Source organism: Streptomyces sp. NPDC048172 (assembly GCF_043202595.1).
GTDB lineage: Bacteria > Actinomycetota > Actinomycetes > Streptomycetales > Streptomycetaceae > Streptomyces.
In genome coordinates this window covers 797,533-811,727 of sequence record NZ_JBIDAT010000004.1, presented here as the reverse complement: position 1 = coordinate 811,727, position 14,195 = coordinate 797,533, and the positions used below count along the sequence as shown (strand labels likewise).

Genomic DNA, 14,195 nt, shown 5'->3' with positions numbered 1-14,195 from the left:
CCTACGCGGCGGCGCGGGCTCAGTTCCCGACGCTCAGTTCTTGACGCTGCCCTCCGTGAGACCCGTCCGCCAGTACCGCTGGAGCCCGCCGATCAGGACCATCAGCGGGACGACGGAGAGCAGCGCCCCGCCGACCGTGTACTGGTACAGCTCCGGCTGCCGGTCCGCGTAGCCCTGCCAGGTCGTCAGGCCGAGCTGGATGGGATAGAGGTCGGAGTCGGAGAGCATCACCAGCGGCAGGAAGAAGCTGTTCCAGATGTGCACGAACTGGAAGAGGAAGACCGTCACCAGCGCCGGGGACATCAGCCGCAGCGAGAGGGTACGGAAGATCCGCAGCTCGTTCGCGCCGTCGATCCGCGCCGCCTCCAGGAGGGAGACGGGGACGGCGGCGGCCGCGTAGATCCGGCACAGGTAGACGCCGAAGGGGCTGACCATGCTGGGGACGAGGACCGCCCAGTACGTGTTGACCAGGCCCATTTCGCTGAAGAGGAGGTAGAGGGGGAGCGCCAGCACGGTGTGCGGGAGCAGCACCCCGGCCAGCACGGTGTTGAAGACGGCCTCGCGGCCCGGGAAGCGGTAGATGGCGAGGGCGTATCCGGCGGCGGCCGAGAAGAGGGTCGCGGCGAGGGCGCCGCCGCCCGCGTAGAGCAGGCTGTTGAGGGTCCAGCGCAGGAAGATCCCGTCGTTGAACCGCAGCATGTCCCCGAGGCGTTCGAACGGGCGCGGGTCGGCGAACCAGAGCCCGAACGTGCCGAAGAGGTCGCCGCTCGACTTGGTGGAGGAGACCACCAGCCAGTAGACGGGGAGCAGGAAGTAGAGGGCGGCCACGGCGAGGAGCGAGGCGGTGAGGATCCGGTGGCGGACGGGGACGTCGTGGACGCTCTTCGCCCCCCTCACCCGGCGCCGTCCCTCTCCCGCTGCCGTCCCACCAGCCGCAGGAAGCCGAACGACAGTACGCACGCGACCGTCGCGATCAGCACGGCCTCGGCGGCGGCGACGTACTGGTTGTTGCCCTTGAAGGCCTCGTGGTAGGCGTGCAGGTTCGGCGTGTAGCCGGAGTCGATGGCCGAGGCGAGCGGCTTGAGGACCATCGGCTCGGCGAAGAGCTGGATGGTGCCGATGATGCTGAAGACGGTGGTGAGGACCAGCGCGGGGCGGATCAGCGCCAGCTTGATGTGGCGCGCGGTCTGCCAGGACGAGGCGCCGTCGATCCGGGCCGCCTCGTAGAGATCGGTCGGGATGGCCTTGAGCTGCGCGATCAGGACGAGCATGTTGTACCCCGTGAACTGCCAGGTCACGATGTTCGCGATCGACCAGAGCACCGTGCCGCGCGACAGGAAGTCCACGTCCCAGCCCACGCCGTGCGCCAGCTCCACCAGAGGGCTGATCCCCGGCACGTAGAGGAAGCCCCACAGGATCGAGGCGATCACCCCGGGCACGCCGTACGGCAGGAAGTACGCGGTGCGGAAGAAGCCGACCCAGCGTGCCGAGGCGGCGTCCAGGAGGAGGGCGAGGGCCGTGGCCAGGACGAGCATCAGCGGGATCTGCACGGCCGCGAACAGCAGTACGCGCGCGAATCCGGCCAGGAAGCGGTCGTCCTCCAGCGCGTGCCGGTAGTTGTCCAGCCCGGCGAACGCCTCGCCCGACCCGCCCAGGCCGAGCGGGCCCGAGCGGGTCGGCTTGAGCAGCGACTGGTAGACGGCGTATCCGATGGGGGCGACGAAGGTGAGGAGGAAGAGGAGGCCGAAGGGGCCGAGGAACCCCGCTGCGGAGAGGAGGTCGCGTCGAGCTCGGGGACTTCTGCGCGTCGGCGTCCTCGGGCGCGTCGTGGCTCGTCGCGCAGTTCCCCGCGCCCCTGAAGGTCTCATCCTGAACTGACCTTCAGGCCCTTGCCCTTCAGGTCCTCCACTGTCTGACGCTGGACCTTCTTGAGGACCTCGCGGAAGGAGGTCCCCTTGTCCGAGACCGCGTCGGTGAAGGCGTCGCCCAGGCGCTGGTAGACGGTGTCCATCTGGGGTCCCCACTGCCAGCTCGTGTCGACGGCCTTGTCGGCGGCGGCGAAGACCTCGCTGTAGTGCTGGCCGCCGAAGAAGTCGCGGGCGCTCTCCGTGTCGGAGGGCTCCCAGCCCTCCTTCGCGGCGGGCCAGCCCGCGCCGCCCTTGATCAGGAGCTGCACGGACTCCGGGTCGGAGTTGAGCCAGACGGCGAACTCCCGCGCGTCCTCGGGGTACTCGGTCTTCTTGAAGACGGCCGTGGTCGAACCGCCCCAGTTCACATGGACGTTGCCGCCCTTCTTCCACTGGGGGAGGGGCGCGACGCGCCACTTGCCCTTGGTCTTCGGCGCGTTGCCGACGAGCAGCGCGTCGCCCCAGCTCGCGCCGAGCCAGGCGGTGATCTTGCCGGTCTGGATGTGCTTGTACCAGGCGTTCTGCCGGTCGGGCTCGGTCAGCACCAGCTTCTCCCTGACCAGGTGCTCCCAGTAGTCGGCGACCTTCCGCGTCGGGCCGTCGTCCAGGGTCACCGTCCAGGTGTCGCCCTTGATCCGGAACCACTGGGCCCCGGCCTGCCAGGCGTAGCCCGCGAAGCGGTTGCCGTTGGTGGGCGCGAACGTCTCGATGTACGCGCCCTCGTCCCGCATCTTCCGCGCCGCCGCCTCGTACGCGTCCCAGGTCTGCGGGACGTCGATCTTCCACTTGTCGAAGAGGTCCTTGCGCACGAAGAGGCCCATGGGCCCGGACGCCTGCGGGACGGCGAAGACCGAGTCCTCGAACACGGACTGCTTCCACTGCCAGCCGGTGAACTTGGACTCCGACTCCTTCACGCCGTGCTCCGCGAGGTCCAGCAGCCCGTTGTCGAGCAGGAACCCGGGGACGTTGGGGTACTCGATCTGGCCCAGGTCGGGCGGGTTGCCCGCCTTGATCGCGGCGTGCATCTTCGCGTACTGCGCGCCGTCCACGGGGGAGACCTTCTCGACCTTGACCTGGACCTCGGGGTGCTTCTCGTTCCACAGGGCCACGGCCTTCTCGATGCCGGGGACCCAGGTCCAGAAGGTGAGGCTGATCTTTTCGCCCTTCTTACGGCCCTCGGGCTTGTCCCCGTCGTCCCCGTCGCCACATCCGGCCAGGACGGAGCCGGAGAGCCCGGCGGCAGCGGCGCCGCCGAGCAGCGTGCGCCTCCTGATGTCGTTCATGGCATCTCCTCCGGGGGGACCAGCTCCGAGACCGGGATCCGCCGGAAGGTGATCGTGGTGTACGCGCTGGTGTCGCCCGTCTCGTAGAGCAGCCCCACCGTCGCGTCGTCCACCCGGACCAGGTCGGAGTAGGCCGCCCGGCGCTCGTCCACCACGTGCACGTCCTGCCAGGTGACGCCCCCGTCGGTGCTCGCCCGTACGGTCATCCGGTGCCGGGTCTCGGGGTGGCCCGGGCAGGAGAAGAGCAGCAGGTCGGGGTCGCGGAGCGCCAGGACGCTGCCCTCGACGACGGGGGTGATCAGCTCGGGCTTGGGCTGGAAGGGGGCGACGAGCGTGGCGCCGCCGTCCGTGGAGTACGCGTCGGCCCGGTTGCCGGGCGCGTCGGCGTCGTTGCGGGTGTTGAAGTAGACGCGCCCGTCGGGGAGTTCGGCGGCGGTCGTCTCGTTGACGTTGACCCAGCCGTCGGGGTTGTCGTCGAGATAGCCGAGCCGCCAGGTCTCGCCGCCGTCGTCGGAGAGCAGGTCGTGGCCGCCGTTGTAGCGGCCCTCGGTGCCGTTGTCGCCCGGCACAGTGGGCGGCGTGGAGTGGTTGCCGGGCACCACGATCCGCCCCGTGCACGGCGGGACGGCGAGCTGGATCGCGTGGCCCGGCGTCGTCGCGTACCAGCGCCAGGCGGGATCCTTCACGGACCCGGTGATCTCACGCGGCGCGCTCCAGGTCTCGCCGCAGTCGTCGCTGTGGCGCACCCAGACGCGGCGCCCGTCGGCCGCGGACACGAGACCGCGCCGGATCCGGTCCTCGGTCGCCCCGGCGGCGTTGCGTACGTACACGAGGAGCAGCCGCCCGCCGTCGAGGACGACGGGCGCGGGATTCCCGGCGGTGCCGGTCCCGTTCTCGGCGGTGACCTTGAGCGGGCCCCAGGTCAGGCCGCCGTCGGTGGATCTCTTCTGGACGATGTCGATGTTCCCGCTGTCGGACGACGAGTCGACCCGGCCCTCCGCGAGCGCGAGCACCGACCCGTCGGGCAGGCCGACGCAGGCGGGGATGCGGAAGCTGGCGTACCCCTCGCTCCCGGCCCGGAACGGCACGGAGTCGGCGAGGGTCCCGGAGTCCGGGGTGTCAGCTGTTTCAAGTCTGTCGTGCTCAAGTCTGTCGTGCGGCATGGAGCGGCCCCCAACTGCCAGACGTAGGACGTCCCTTGTCCTGTCGCGAACGGTAGGCAGAGGGCAACGGGCCGTCAAGGAACGGGACATGAACGCGTAGGCGCGCCCTCCGTCCGACTCCTTTCGGGGGACGTGACGCGGGAGAGCTGTGGGCGGGACGTGGCGCGGGGTGACAATCCGGCCATGGATGCCGTACAGGTGGCGACGATCCGCGAGGTGCTCGCGGGGAGCGAGTGGCTGCGGGAGACCCGCCGCTTCGGAGGCGTGCTGCGCTCCTCGGTGAGCGCGCAGGGCGGCGGACTGCTGCTGGTCGGCACGGAGACGTACGAGCCGTGGCACCTCGCGGCGCACCTGGACGACGAGGCGGCGTGGTCGGGCCTCCCCGAGCTGTCGCCCACCCTCGTACGCCACCGGGTGCCCCGCACGGCGCCCGCCCACCTCTCCGTCGGCCTCGGCCGGATCGAGGGCGCGGCACGCGGGGAGACGCTGCTCGTCGTCACCGGCTCCGGGGACCCGGGCGAAGCCCTCCTCGAACGCCTCTCCGACGCCCGCCGCTCGGGCGCCACGCTCCTCTCCCTCACCTCGGCCGACGCGCCCCCGGCCCCCATGGAGGAGCTGGCCCACGACGTCCTCGCCGCCGACGAGACCCTCGACCTCGACACGGTCCAGCACCTGGTGAGCGCGGCGGCCGGCGAGACCCCCACCCCCCGCCCCGCCCCCTCGGCCCCCCGCCGCCGCTTCCGCGACCGCCTCTCCCGCCTAGCCGACCAGCTCTCCTCGCCGCCTACGGCGCGGTGGTGAGTCAAGGCCCCGGAAGGCGCACCGTGGACCACGCGAGGGTGAAGGAGATCGCGGAGAAGCTCGCCGAGCTCGTGGCGCACACCGGGGACGAGGTACCGGACCCGCAGCGACTACGCGTTCGGGGACGTGGTGCGGATCGGGGAGTGGGCGATCGACACGAGCGGGCTGCGTACGTACCCCGACGAGTGAACGGCGTGATCACCTTCACGTATGCCCGTGCGAGCTGCTCGCAGGGGCCGGTGGGAGGATGCGGGCATGACTTCTGCTGCCGCTCCTCAGCCCGATGCCCCCAAGAAGGCGCCCAAGGATCCGTGGGATCTGCCCGATGTGTCCGGGCTGGTCGTAGGGGTGCTCGGGGGTACCGGTGATCAGGGGCGGGGGCTGGCCTACCGGCTCGCGCGGGCCGGGCAGAAGGTGATCATCGGCTCGCGGGCCGCCGAGCGCGCCGAGCAGGCCGCGGCCGAGATCGGGCACCGGGTCGAGGGCGCCGCGAACGCGGAGTGCGCGCGGCGCGCGGACGTCGTGATCATCGCCGTTCCGTGGGAGGGGCACGCCAAGACCGCCGAGTCGCTCCGCGAGGAGCTGCGGGGCAAGCTGGTCGTGGACTGCGTCAATCCGCTCGGCTTCGACAAGAAGGGCGCGTACGCGCTGAAGCCCGAGGAGGGGAGCGCCGCCGAGCAGGCCGCCGCGCTGCTGCCCGAGTCCCGGGTGACCGCCGCCTTCCATCACCTGTCCGCCGTGCTGCTCTCCGACCCGGAGGTCGAGGAGATCGAGACCGATGTGATGGTCCTCGGTGAGGTGCGGGCCGACTGCGAGATCGTGCAGGCGCTGGCAGCGCGTATCCCGGGGATGCGCGGCGTCTTCGCGGGGCGGCTGCGCAACGCGCACCAGGTCGAGTCCCTCGTCGCCAACCTGATCTCCGTGAACCGGCGCTACAAGGCCCACGCCGGGGTGCGCCTCACCGACATCTGAACCCATGATGGGAGGGCGGCCCGGGCCACACGGCGACGGGCCGTCGGGAGGTTCCATGGGTGGCGGAGGCACGGCAGGGGACGACGGCTATGTGCCGGATCCGAAGCGGTGGAAGGCGCTGACCGTCTGTCTCGTCGTCGGCTTCATGGCGCTGCTCGACGTCTCGATCGTGAACGTCGCCCTCCCCTCCATCGAGAAGGGCCTCGGCGCCTCCGAGTCCGCGCTCTCCTGGGTCGTCTCCGGTTACGCGCTGACGTTCGGGCTCGTGCTCGTCCCCTCCGGGCGGCTCGGTGACGCGTACGGGCGGCGCACCGCGTTCCTCGCCGGGCTCGTCCTCTTCACGCTCGCGTCCGCCGCCTGCGGCCTCGCGACCACCCCGGGGTGGCTGGTCGCCGCGCGGCTCGTGCAGGGCGCGGCGGGCGGGCTGCTGAACCCGCAGATCTCCGGCATGATCCAGCAGCTCTTCCGGGGCCATGAGCGCGGCAAGGCGTTCGGGCTGCTCGGCACCGTCATCGGGATCTCGACCGCCGTGGGGCCGCTCACCGGCGGCCTGCTCATCCAGGCGTTCGGGGCCGACGAGGGCTGGCGCTGGGTCTTCTTCGTGAACCTGCCGATCGGCGTCCTCGCCTTCCTCCTCGCGCTGCGCCTCGTCCCCGCGAGCTGCGCCGCGCGCGACACCGCGCACCGCCAGTCCCTCGACCCCGTCGGGGTGCTGCTGCTCGGCGCCGGGGTGCTCGCCGTGATGCTGCCGCTGGTCGAGGAGCGCGAGTGGGAGGGCGCGGGCAAGTGGCTGCTGATCCCGGCGGGCGCGGTCCTCGTCGTGCTGTTCCTGGTGTGGGAACGGGCGTACGTACGGCGCGGGCGGGCGCCCCTGGTGGACCTCGCGCTCTTCCAGAACCGGGCCTACTCGCTCGGCGCGCTGCTGGGCCTGCTCTACTTCGCCGGGTTCACCACGATCTTCTTCATCTACACCCTCTTCCTCCAGAACGGCATGGGCTACAGCGCGCTGCAGGCCGGGCTGGCGCTCACCCCGTTCGCGGTCGGCTCGGCGGCGTCCGCGGCCGTCGGCGGGCGGTACGTCACCCGCGTCGGCCGCCCCGTCATCGCGGCGGGCCTGGTGCTGGTCACGGTCGGTCTCGCGGCGACGTTCCTCGTCGTACGGGCCGTCTCCGGGCCCGGCGTGGGCTGGGCGCTGCTCGCGCCGCTGCTGGTGGCGGGCATCGGCTCCGGACTGGTGATCGCCCCGAACCAGACCCTCGCCCTCCAGGACGTGCCCGTCGCGCAGGGCGGCACGGCGGGCGGCGTGCTTCAGACGGGGCAGCGGGTCGGTTCGGCGGCGGGCATCGCGGCGGTCAGCGCGGTCTTCTTCGCCTCGGTGGCCCGCAGCCACGACTGGTCCGTCGCACTCGACCACGGGCTGCTGACGGCCCTGGGCTTCGTCGTCGCGGCACTGCTGGTCGCGCTGGTGGACGTGGCGTACGAGCGGCGTACGCGGGGGAGGGGCGGCCGGAAGGGGAGCGGGAGGGTGGGCGCCTCGGAGCGCGTGACGCGGTGAGCGACAATGAGGGGCGACGCCCCCTCGTACGTCCGACTGGAGAACCCGCCGCCATGTCCGCCGAGCCCTCTTCCGCCCCGGCCGCCGACCAGGCCGCCGCCGCGCCCGCCGCTTCCTCCCGCGCGTCCCGCGCCCCCCGGGGTCTCGGGCTCTACGCGCTGATCGTCTGCGTGCTCGCCGTGGCCGCCGCCGTCGTCTCGTTCCTGCACGGGAGCTGGCTGGGCGTCGTCTGGATCCTTCTCGCGGGCCTGACCTCGAACATGGCCTGGTACTACCTGAAGAAGTCCCGGGCCGCCCGCCTCAGCTCCCCGGAATGAAGACGTTCTCCGGCTCGCCCTCCCAGAACCGGAAGTACGACTGGCCCCAGTAGGTCTCCAGGTCCGAGACGCCCATGGCGCGCAGGATCGCGTCGATGACGTCCCAGAAGACCGCGTTGACCGAGGGGATCAGCAGGCAGCCGAAGACCAGCAGCAGCCCGAACGGCGCGAGCGGTTCGGCCTGGCGGCGCATCCCGGGGGTGAGCCACGGCTCGATCACGCCGTAGCCGTCGAGCCCGGGGACGGGCAGGAAGTTGAGGATCGCCGCCGTCACCTGGAGCAGCGCGAGGAACGCGAGGGCGCAGCGGAAGGCGACCGGCACGTCGCCCATCGCGTCGAGCCAGAACGGCGCGGTGAGCAGGCCCGCGAACAGCGCGTTGGTGAGCGGGCCCGAGGCCGAGATCAGGCTGTGCTTCCAGCGGCCGTGGATCCGGCCGTGCTCGATGTAGACGGCGCCGCCCGGCAGTCCGATGCCGCCCATGATGACGAAGATCACGGGCAGCACGATCGAGAGCAGCGCGTGCGTGTACTTCAGCGGATTGAGGGTCAGATAACCCTTCGCGCCGACGGAGACGTCACCCGCGCGCAACGCCGTGCGCGCGTGCGCGTACTCGTGCAGACAGAGCGAGACGATCCAGCCGGAGACGACGAACAAGAAGACGGCGACGCCCGTGATCTCGGCCCAGCCGGACCAGACGGCCCACCCCGAGACCCCCATCAGCGCGACGAGTCCGAGGAAGACCGGACTGATGCGATGGTGCTCAGGGTGGGGGGAAGTCCTGGTCATGCCGCCTGACCGTACCGCTAGCGGGGCTGCCTCGCGAACTCCGCCTCCGTGCGCGGCAGCTCGGCGGCGGGCCGCGTGGCGGGCTCAGCGCCGGGCTCAGTGCCGGGCTCGGCGGCGGGCTCCCCGGACGGCCGCTCCCCGCCGAAGCGGCCCGCCAGCGAGACGAGCGTCACGCCGCCGATGAGCAGCGCCGCCGCGACCCCGTCGAGGAGCGTGATCCCCTCGCCGAGCAGCAGCGCGGCCGAGGACATCCCGAACACCGGGACCAGCAGCGAGAACGGCGCGACGGCCGAGGCGTCGTGGCGGCGCAGCAGCCAGCCCCAGGCGCCGAAGCCGAAGAGGGTGGTGACCCAGGCGACGTAGAGGATCGTGCCGAGGCCGCCCAGGTCGAGGGAGCGCAGCGCGTCGAGGTCCGCCGACGGGCCCTCGAACAGGAGCGAGAGCGCGAGCAGCGGCAGCGGCGGCACGAGGCTGACCCTCCCCCAAGGTCTCGGCTACGCTCGACCAGGGGAGACCCCCATCATCCAGCTCAGCGCGTCCGGCGGCGCGGCCCTGCGGGTCAGCACGTTGGAGACGCCCCACAGCACGGCGGCCCCGACGACCAGCGCGAAGGCGCCGAGCGGTCCCGTCGTCCCCTGACCCGCCGCGGCCACGCCGATGCCCGCGAGCGCGACGGCCATGCCCGCGATCCGTACGCCGCCCAGCCGCTCGCGCAGCAGCGTCGCGGCGAGTACGGCCGTGAAGACGGCCTGCACCTGGAGCACCAGCGACGACAGCCCGGCGGGCATCCCCTGCCGCATGCCGAGGAACAGCAGCCCGAACTTGCCCACGCCCAGCACCAGTCCGACCGCGACCACCCAGCGGAGCGCGACGCGCGGGCGGCGTACGAAGAAGACGGCGGGCAGCGCGGCGGCGAGGAAACGCAGCGCGGAGAAGAGCAGCGGCGGGAAGTGGCACAGGCCGATCTCGACGACGACGAAGTTGACGCCCCAGACGGCGGCGACGGCGAGGGCGAGCAGGACGTGGACGGGTCACATGCGGCGATCCTCACGGCAGGCGACCGTTCAGCACCAGCGATGTTTTCTGCATCATTGGATGCAGCAACACTGAAGAGTGCCGCTCAGGAACGCCGCTCAGGAACGGGGTCCCCTCATGCTCGATCTCGCCCGGCTCAGGGCGCTGCACGCCGTGGGCACCCACGGCTCGGTCGGCGCGGCTGCCGAGGCCCTCGGCTTCACGCCGTCCGCGATCTCCCAGCAGGTCGCGAAGCTGGAGCGGGAGACCGGCACGACGCTCCTGGAGCGGCGCGGGCGCGGCGTGGCGCTGACGGACGCCGCGCTGATGCTCGTACGGGCCGCCGAGCAGATGCTCTCCCTCGCCGAGCAGGCCGAGATCGCGCTGGAGGAGCGGCGCGGGCGCCCCGCGGGGCGGCTGACCGTCGCCGCGTTCCCCAGCGCCGCGCGCGGGCTGCTGCCGGGCGCGCTGGCGCGGATCGCCGCCGAGCACCCCCAGCTCGACCTGCGGATGTCGGAGGTGGACCCGCACCTGTCCGTGGGCATGGTCGCGCGGGGCGAGATCGACCTCGCCGTGACGCACGACTGGGACACGGTGCCGCTGCCGTCCCCGGAGGGCCTGCGCCGCACACCGCTGGGCCGGGACGTGTGCGACATGCTCCTGCCCGAGGGGCATCCGCTGGCCGCGCTGGACCGGCCCCTCGTACGGGAGGACCTGGGCGCGGCGCGCTGGGTGTGCCAGCCGCCGGGGTCGGTGTGCCACGGGTGGCTGCTGAGCGATCTGCGCGCGGCCGGGCAGGAGCCGGACGTCGCCTTCCACGTCGGCGAGTACCAGACGCAGGTCGCCCTCGTCGCGGCCGGACTGGGCGTCGCGCTGCTGCCGAGGCTGGGCCGGGGCGCCCTGCCGGACGGCGTCGTGCTGCGGCCGCTCGCCCCGGAGCCGGTACGGCAGCTCTTCGCCGTCTGGCGTGGCGAGGCGTCCCGCCGCCCGGCGATCGTCGAGGCGGTCAGGGTCCTGCGCGAGGAGGCGGGCCGCCGCACGGCCGAGGACGCGTAACCGCCCCCTCCCGCACCTTCCTCCTCCCCCCCGGCATCCCCTCGGTTTCCAACTGGATTCCAACTCGTCTCCATGGCCGCCGCGTCCCCCGCCGACCAGGCTGAGCTGCGCCGCGGTCCGGGCGGACCGGACGCGGCTCCAGCCTCAAGTACCTCGTGGGGAGCTGATGTTGACGAATCCGGGAATGGTGCTGGGCGGGCGTTACCTGCTGCAGGAGCGCGTCGGCAGCGGAGGGATGGGCACGGTGTGGCGCGCCCTGGACCAGGTGCTCGAACGGCCCGTCGCCGTCAAGACGCTCCAGGCCACGGTGCGCGTCCCGCCGGCCGACGCGGTCCGGCGCTTCCAGGTCGAGTCGCGCGCCGCCGCCCAGCTCGACGACACGCACGTGGTCGCGGTGCACGACTTCGGGATCGTCCAGGACGAGGCGGACGGCACCGTCCCGTACCTGGTGATGCAGCTCGTCGAGGGGCGGACCCTCGCCGAACTCCTGCGCGCCGAGGGGCGGCTGCCCGCCGAGCGGGCCGTGGGGATCGCCCGGCAGGTGTGCCGGGGGATCGGGGCCGTGCACCGCGCCGGGGTGATCCACCGCGACATCAAGCCGTCGAACATCATGCTCACCGAGGGCGACGACGTGAAGGTCATGGACTTCGGCATCGCCAAGTTCGCCGAGGACACCACGCGCCTGACCCCGCCCGGCTCCGGGGCGCTCGGCACGACGGCGTACATGGCCCCCGAGCGGTTCGCGAACCAGCCCCCGGCGGCCTCCGCCGACCTCTACTCGATGGGCTGTCTGCTCTACGAGATGCTCGCGGGCCGGAAGCCGTTCCACGGCACCGACGTGGCGCTGATGCGCCAGCACGCCGATGCCGAGCCCCGGCCCCTCGACGACCTCTGCCACGACCTGCCCTCCGGCCTCTCCGGGCTGGTCACGCGGATGCTGGCCAAGGAGCCGGAGGAGCGTCCCGACGCCCGTGAGGCGGAGCGCGTGCTCGCGGCGGTCTCCGCGCGTGCGACGGCGCCCGTGATCGACCCGATGGGGAGTGTTCCCGTGGTTTCTCCAGGCAAGTACCGCACGCAGATGCCCAGCTGGGCGTTCGTCGGCACCTCGGGCGGGGTCGGCAAGACCACGCTCGCCATGATGACCGCCGAGCTGCTCGCCGAGTCCGGCAACACGGTGCTGTACCTCGACGCCGACATCGCGCACTTCGGCGGCACCAGCGAGTGGTGCCAGCGCGCCCGCGCGGGGGTACGGAAGGTGCGGACGTTCGCCGACCACGTGGCGGCGTTCTCGCGGGCCCGGTCGGCCGTGCCCGCGGGCGACCTCAGCGACGGCCTCATCGACGTCACGCCGGACTATCTGCGCCGGCACGGCTGCGGGAAGATCCTGCTGCTGCCCGCCGCGCGCGCCAGCGACAAGCTGTTCGTCTTCGAGCTGGTCGCCGAGATCAAGGACAGCCGGTCCAACGAGGTGTGCCGGGAGATCCTGGACACCGCCTTCGACCGCGGCATCAGCAAGGGCGCGACGTGCGTGGTCATCGACTGCGGCGCGCAGTTCGACCCCCTCGCGGTCAACTGCCTCGCCGCCGCCCACCACCCCGTCGTCGTGGCGGCGGCGCGGGCGGGCGCCAAGGACCAGCGGGAGACGATCCTCGCCAACTGCGCGCAGACCGTGGACGACTTCAACCGGATGAGCGTCGAGACGGTCGTCAACCGGGTCCCGAGCCGCGAGGCCCTGATCCAGCACTGGGGCGACCCCGGCTACGGCCGTCCCGGGATGAACTTCCACCATCTGCCCTTCGACCCCAAGCTCTTCCAGGACTGGGAGGAGGGCCGCCCCCACTTCGAGCTGGGCTACGACGAGCTGAGCAAGGCATGGCACGACGTGCTCGTCGCCTCCGACGCGAACAACTGCGACGGGCTGCACCGCGCGATGCTGCCCCAGGAGTGGGACCGGTTCAGCAAGTGGGCGCTGTGGCTGGTGGACAACCCGGGCTGGGCCGAGGCGCGGTGGAACGCCCTCGGGCGGGCCGTGCGCCGCTCGTACGCCGTGACGGCGGGCCTCTTCGCGGGGCTCGCGGCCGCCCTCACCAGCATGCTGCTGCACCTCTTCGCCGCGGACGGGGAGGGGCCCGGCCGCTCCGACCCCTCGTTCCTGCCGCAGTGGTCGGCGGTCACGCTGGTCGCGGTCCTCGGGCTGCTGCTGGTCTGGAACGTGCTGGCCAGGGGGCTGACCAAGCGCCGCAGGCGGGTCATGGCCGAGGTGATGCGGCACAGCTCCTCGGCCGAGGGGCTCAGGACGTGGTTCACGGCGCTGCCCGAGGAGGGGCCGTGGTGGCAGGTCTGGCGGCGCAGCCGCCGCGCCGCCATCGAGTGGCTGCACCGGCAGGTCGTGGCCGAGCGTGCCGCCCTGCTCACCCCCCGCGTGGCGCGCGAGGCGGTCCAGGCATGAGGGAATTCGGCTTCACCTGCGCGTACACCACCACCCGGGACCCCGCGCGTACGTCGCCCTGCGGCCGTACGGCCACCTCGCGCACGGGCGGCGAGGCCAAGTGCCTGGGCCACTGGGTGGTGGCCGAGGCGGCCCGGGGGTACGGGCGCACCGGTTCGAGCGCCCGGACGTGGGGCGGGGTCTACGGATATCTGGCCCTGCTGCCGTTCTTCGCCCTGGTCGACCAGACGGTGGGACTGCCGGGCGGGTCCGAGGCGGAGCTGTCGGGCCTGGGCCTGCTCGTCCTCGCCCTCGCCACCTGCTACACGGGCGGCCTCGCCGTGGCGGTCGGCCTGGAGCACCGGCTCGGCAGCCTGCTCTGGCTGCTCGCCGCCCCGCTGGGGGCGGCGGCGGTGGCGGCGCACGGCGCCGCCGTGGTCACGGGCGCCGACACCACGCCCCTGGCCGCGCTGGGCGGGCACGGCTCCGGATCCCTGGGCACGCTGTCCCTGGGCACGCTGAGCGGCGATCTGGAGCTGGCGCTCGCGGTGGCGCTCGCCGCGGTGTGGCTGGGGTTCCTGCTCCACTACCACCACCGGTACGGCTGGCTGCCCTGGCTGAACCTGCTCGCCACGGTGGCGACGGTGGGCTTCGTCGTCGGCGGGGTGGCCCTGACCCTCGTCGACGGGGGCGGGCCGGGCGACATGGTCTCGTGGGGCCTGACGGCGGTCGGGTCGGTGGTCCTCCTCGTGGGAGCGGCCCGCCTGAAGAAGCTGGTCATGCGGCTGCGGGTCTGAGCCGTGGCGGTCGGCCGGGCTGTCGGTCGGGCGGTCGGTCGGGCTGTCGGCGGGGCTGTAGGTGGGGCTGTAGGTGGGATGTAGGCCGTTTGTCGGTGGTGCCTGCGAACCTTGT

12 protein-coding genes and 1 pseudogene are annotated in these 14,195 nt (G+C 72.5%); 7 read left to right on the top strand and 6 right to left on the bottom strand.

Translation table 11 applies throughout. From position 1 onward, the window contains the following. Positions 1 to 33 precede the first annotated feature (33 nt). The 4 genes from ACGF3A_RS21305 to ACGF3A_RS21290 are packed head-to-tail and all read right to left on the bottom strand — an operon-like array spanning position 34 to position 4,353. Complete coding sequence (locus ACGF3A_RS21305) at positions 34 to 897, bottom strand: carbohydrate ABC transporter permease (protein ID WP_393731774.1); 864 nt, start codon at positions 895 to 897, stop codon at positions 34 to 36. Further along, positions 894 to 1,868 (bottom strand): carbohydrate ABC transporter permease, encoded by a 975-nt coding sequence (locus ACGF3A_RS21300; RefSeq protein ID WP_393731773.1) that lies wholly within the window; start codon positions 1,866 to 1,868, stop codon positions 894 to 896. The genes ACGF3A_RS21305 and ACGF3A_RS21300 overlap by 4 nt, the downstream gene beginning before the upstream one ends. Then, positions 1,865 to 3,190, bottom strand: a complete 1,326-nt coding sequence (locus ACGF3A_RS21295; protein WP_393731772.1) for an ABC transporter substrate-binding protein — start codon at positions 3,188 to 3,190, stop codon at positions 1,865 to 1,867. Before ACGF3A_RS21295 ends, ACGF3A_RS21300 begins: the two co-directional genes overlap by 4 nt. Then, on the bottom strand, positions 3,187 to 4,353 hold the full coding sequence (locus ACGF3A_RS21290) for an exo-alpha-sialidase (protein ID WP_393731771.1): 1,167 nt from the start codon (positions 4,351 to 4,353) through the stop codon (positions 3,187 to 3,189). The genes ACGF3A_RS21295 and ACGF3A_RS21290 overlap by 4 nt, the downstream gene beginning before the upstream one ends. 183 nt (positions 4,354 to 4,536) lie before the next feature. Between ACGF3A_RS21290 and ACGF3A_RS21285 the strand changes: the two genes are divergently transcribed. The 4 genes from ACGF3A_RS21285 to ACGF3A_RS21270 all read left to right on the top strand — a co-directional run bounded on the left by ACGF3A_RS21285 (position 4,537) and on the right by ACGF3A_RS21270 (position 7,998). Beyond that, positions 4,537 to 5,154 carry a hypothetical protein gene (locus ACGF3A_RS21285; RefSeq protein ID WP_393731770.1) on the top strand — a complete coding sequence of 206 codons (618 nt, stop codon included), beginning with the start codon at positions 4,537 to 4,539 and terminating at the stop codon, positions 5,152 to 5,154. Between the two features lie 255 nt (positions 5,155 to 5,409). After that, positions 5,410 to 6,126, top strand: a complete 717-nt coding sequence (gene npdG, locus ACGF3A_RS21280; protein ID WP_393731769.1) for an NADPH-dependent F420 reductase — start codon at positions 5,410 to 5,412, stop codon at positions 6,124 to 6,126. A 55-nt stretch (positions 6,127 to 6,181) separates the two neighbouring features. Continuing rightward, entirely contained in the window at positions 6,182 to 7,681 is a 1,500-nt protein-coding gene (locus tag ACGF3A_RS21275; protein WP_393731768.1) for an MFS transporter, read from the top strand. 53 nt (positions 7,682 to 7,734) lie between these two features. Further along, complete coding sequence (locus tag ACGF3A_RS21270; RefSeq protein WP_393731767.1) at positions 7,735 to 7,998, top strand: hypothetical protein; 264 nt, start codon at positions 7,735 to 7,737, stop codon at positions 7,996 to 7,998. Here the strand turns inward: ACGF3A_RS21270 and ACGF3A_RS21265 are convergent. Beyond that, positions 7,982 to 8,785, bottom strand: coding sequence for a site-2 protease family protein (locus tag ACGF3A_RS21265; protein ID WP_393731766.1), 804 nt, complete (start codon positions 8,783 to 8,785; stop codon positions 7,982 to 7,984). The two genes, ACGF3A_RS21270 and ACGF3A_RS21265, sit on opposite strands and share 17 nt — an antisense overlap. A 17-nt stretch (positions 8,786 to 8,802) precedes the next feature. Next, a pseudogene (locus ACGF3A_RS21260) lies at positions 8,803 to 9,804 on the bottom strand (EamA family transporter). Positions 9,805 to 9,937: 133 nt separating this feature from the next. Here ACGF3A_RS21260 and ACGF3A_RS21255 point away from each other — a divergent pair. The 3 genes from ACGF3A_RS21255 (at position 9,938) to ACGF3A_RS21245 (ending at position 14,080) form a co-directional block, all read left to right on the top strand. Continuing rightward, on the top strand, positions 9,938 to 10,855 hold the full coding sequence (locus ACGF3A_RS21255) for a LysR family transcriptional regulator (protein WP_393731765.1): 918 nt from the start codon (positions 9,938 to 9,940) through the stop codon (positions 10,853 to 10,855). Between the two features lie 169 nt (positions 10,856 to 11,024). Next, positions 11,025 to 13,304, top strand: a complete 2,280-nt coding sequence (locus tag ACGF3A_RS21250) for a protein kinase (RefSeq protein WP_393731764.1) — start codon at positions 11,025 to 11,027, stop codon at positions 13,302 to 13,304. Beyond that, entirely contained in the window at positions 13,301 to 14,080 is a 780-nt protein-coding gene (locus ACGF3A_RS21245; protein WP_393731763.1) for a hypothetical protein, read from the top strand. The genes ACGF3A_RS21250 and ACGF3A_RS21245 overlap by 4 nt, the downstream gene beginning before the upstream one ends. The last annotated feature ends 115 nt before the right edge of the window (positions 14,081 to 14,195 follow it).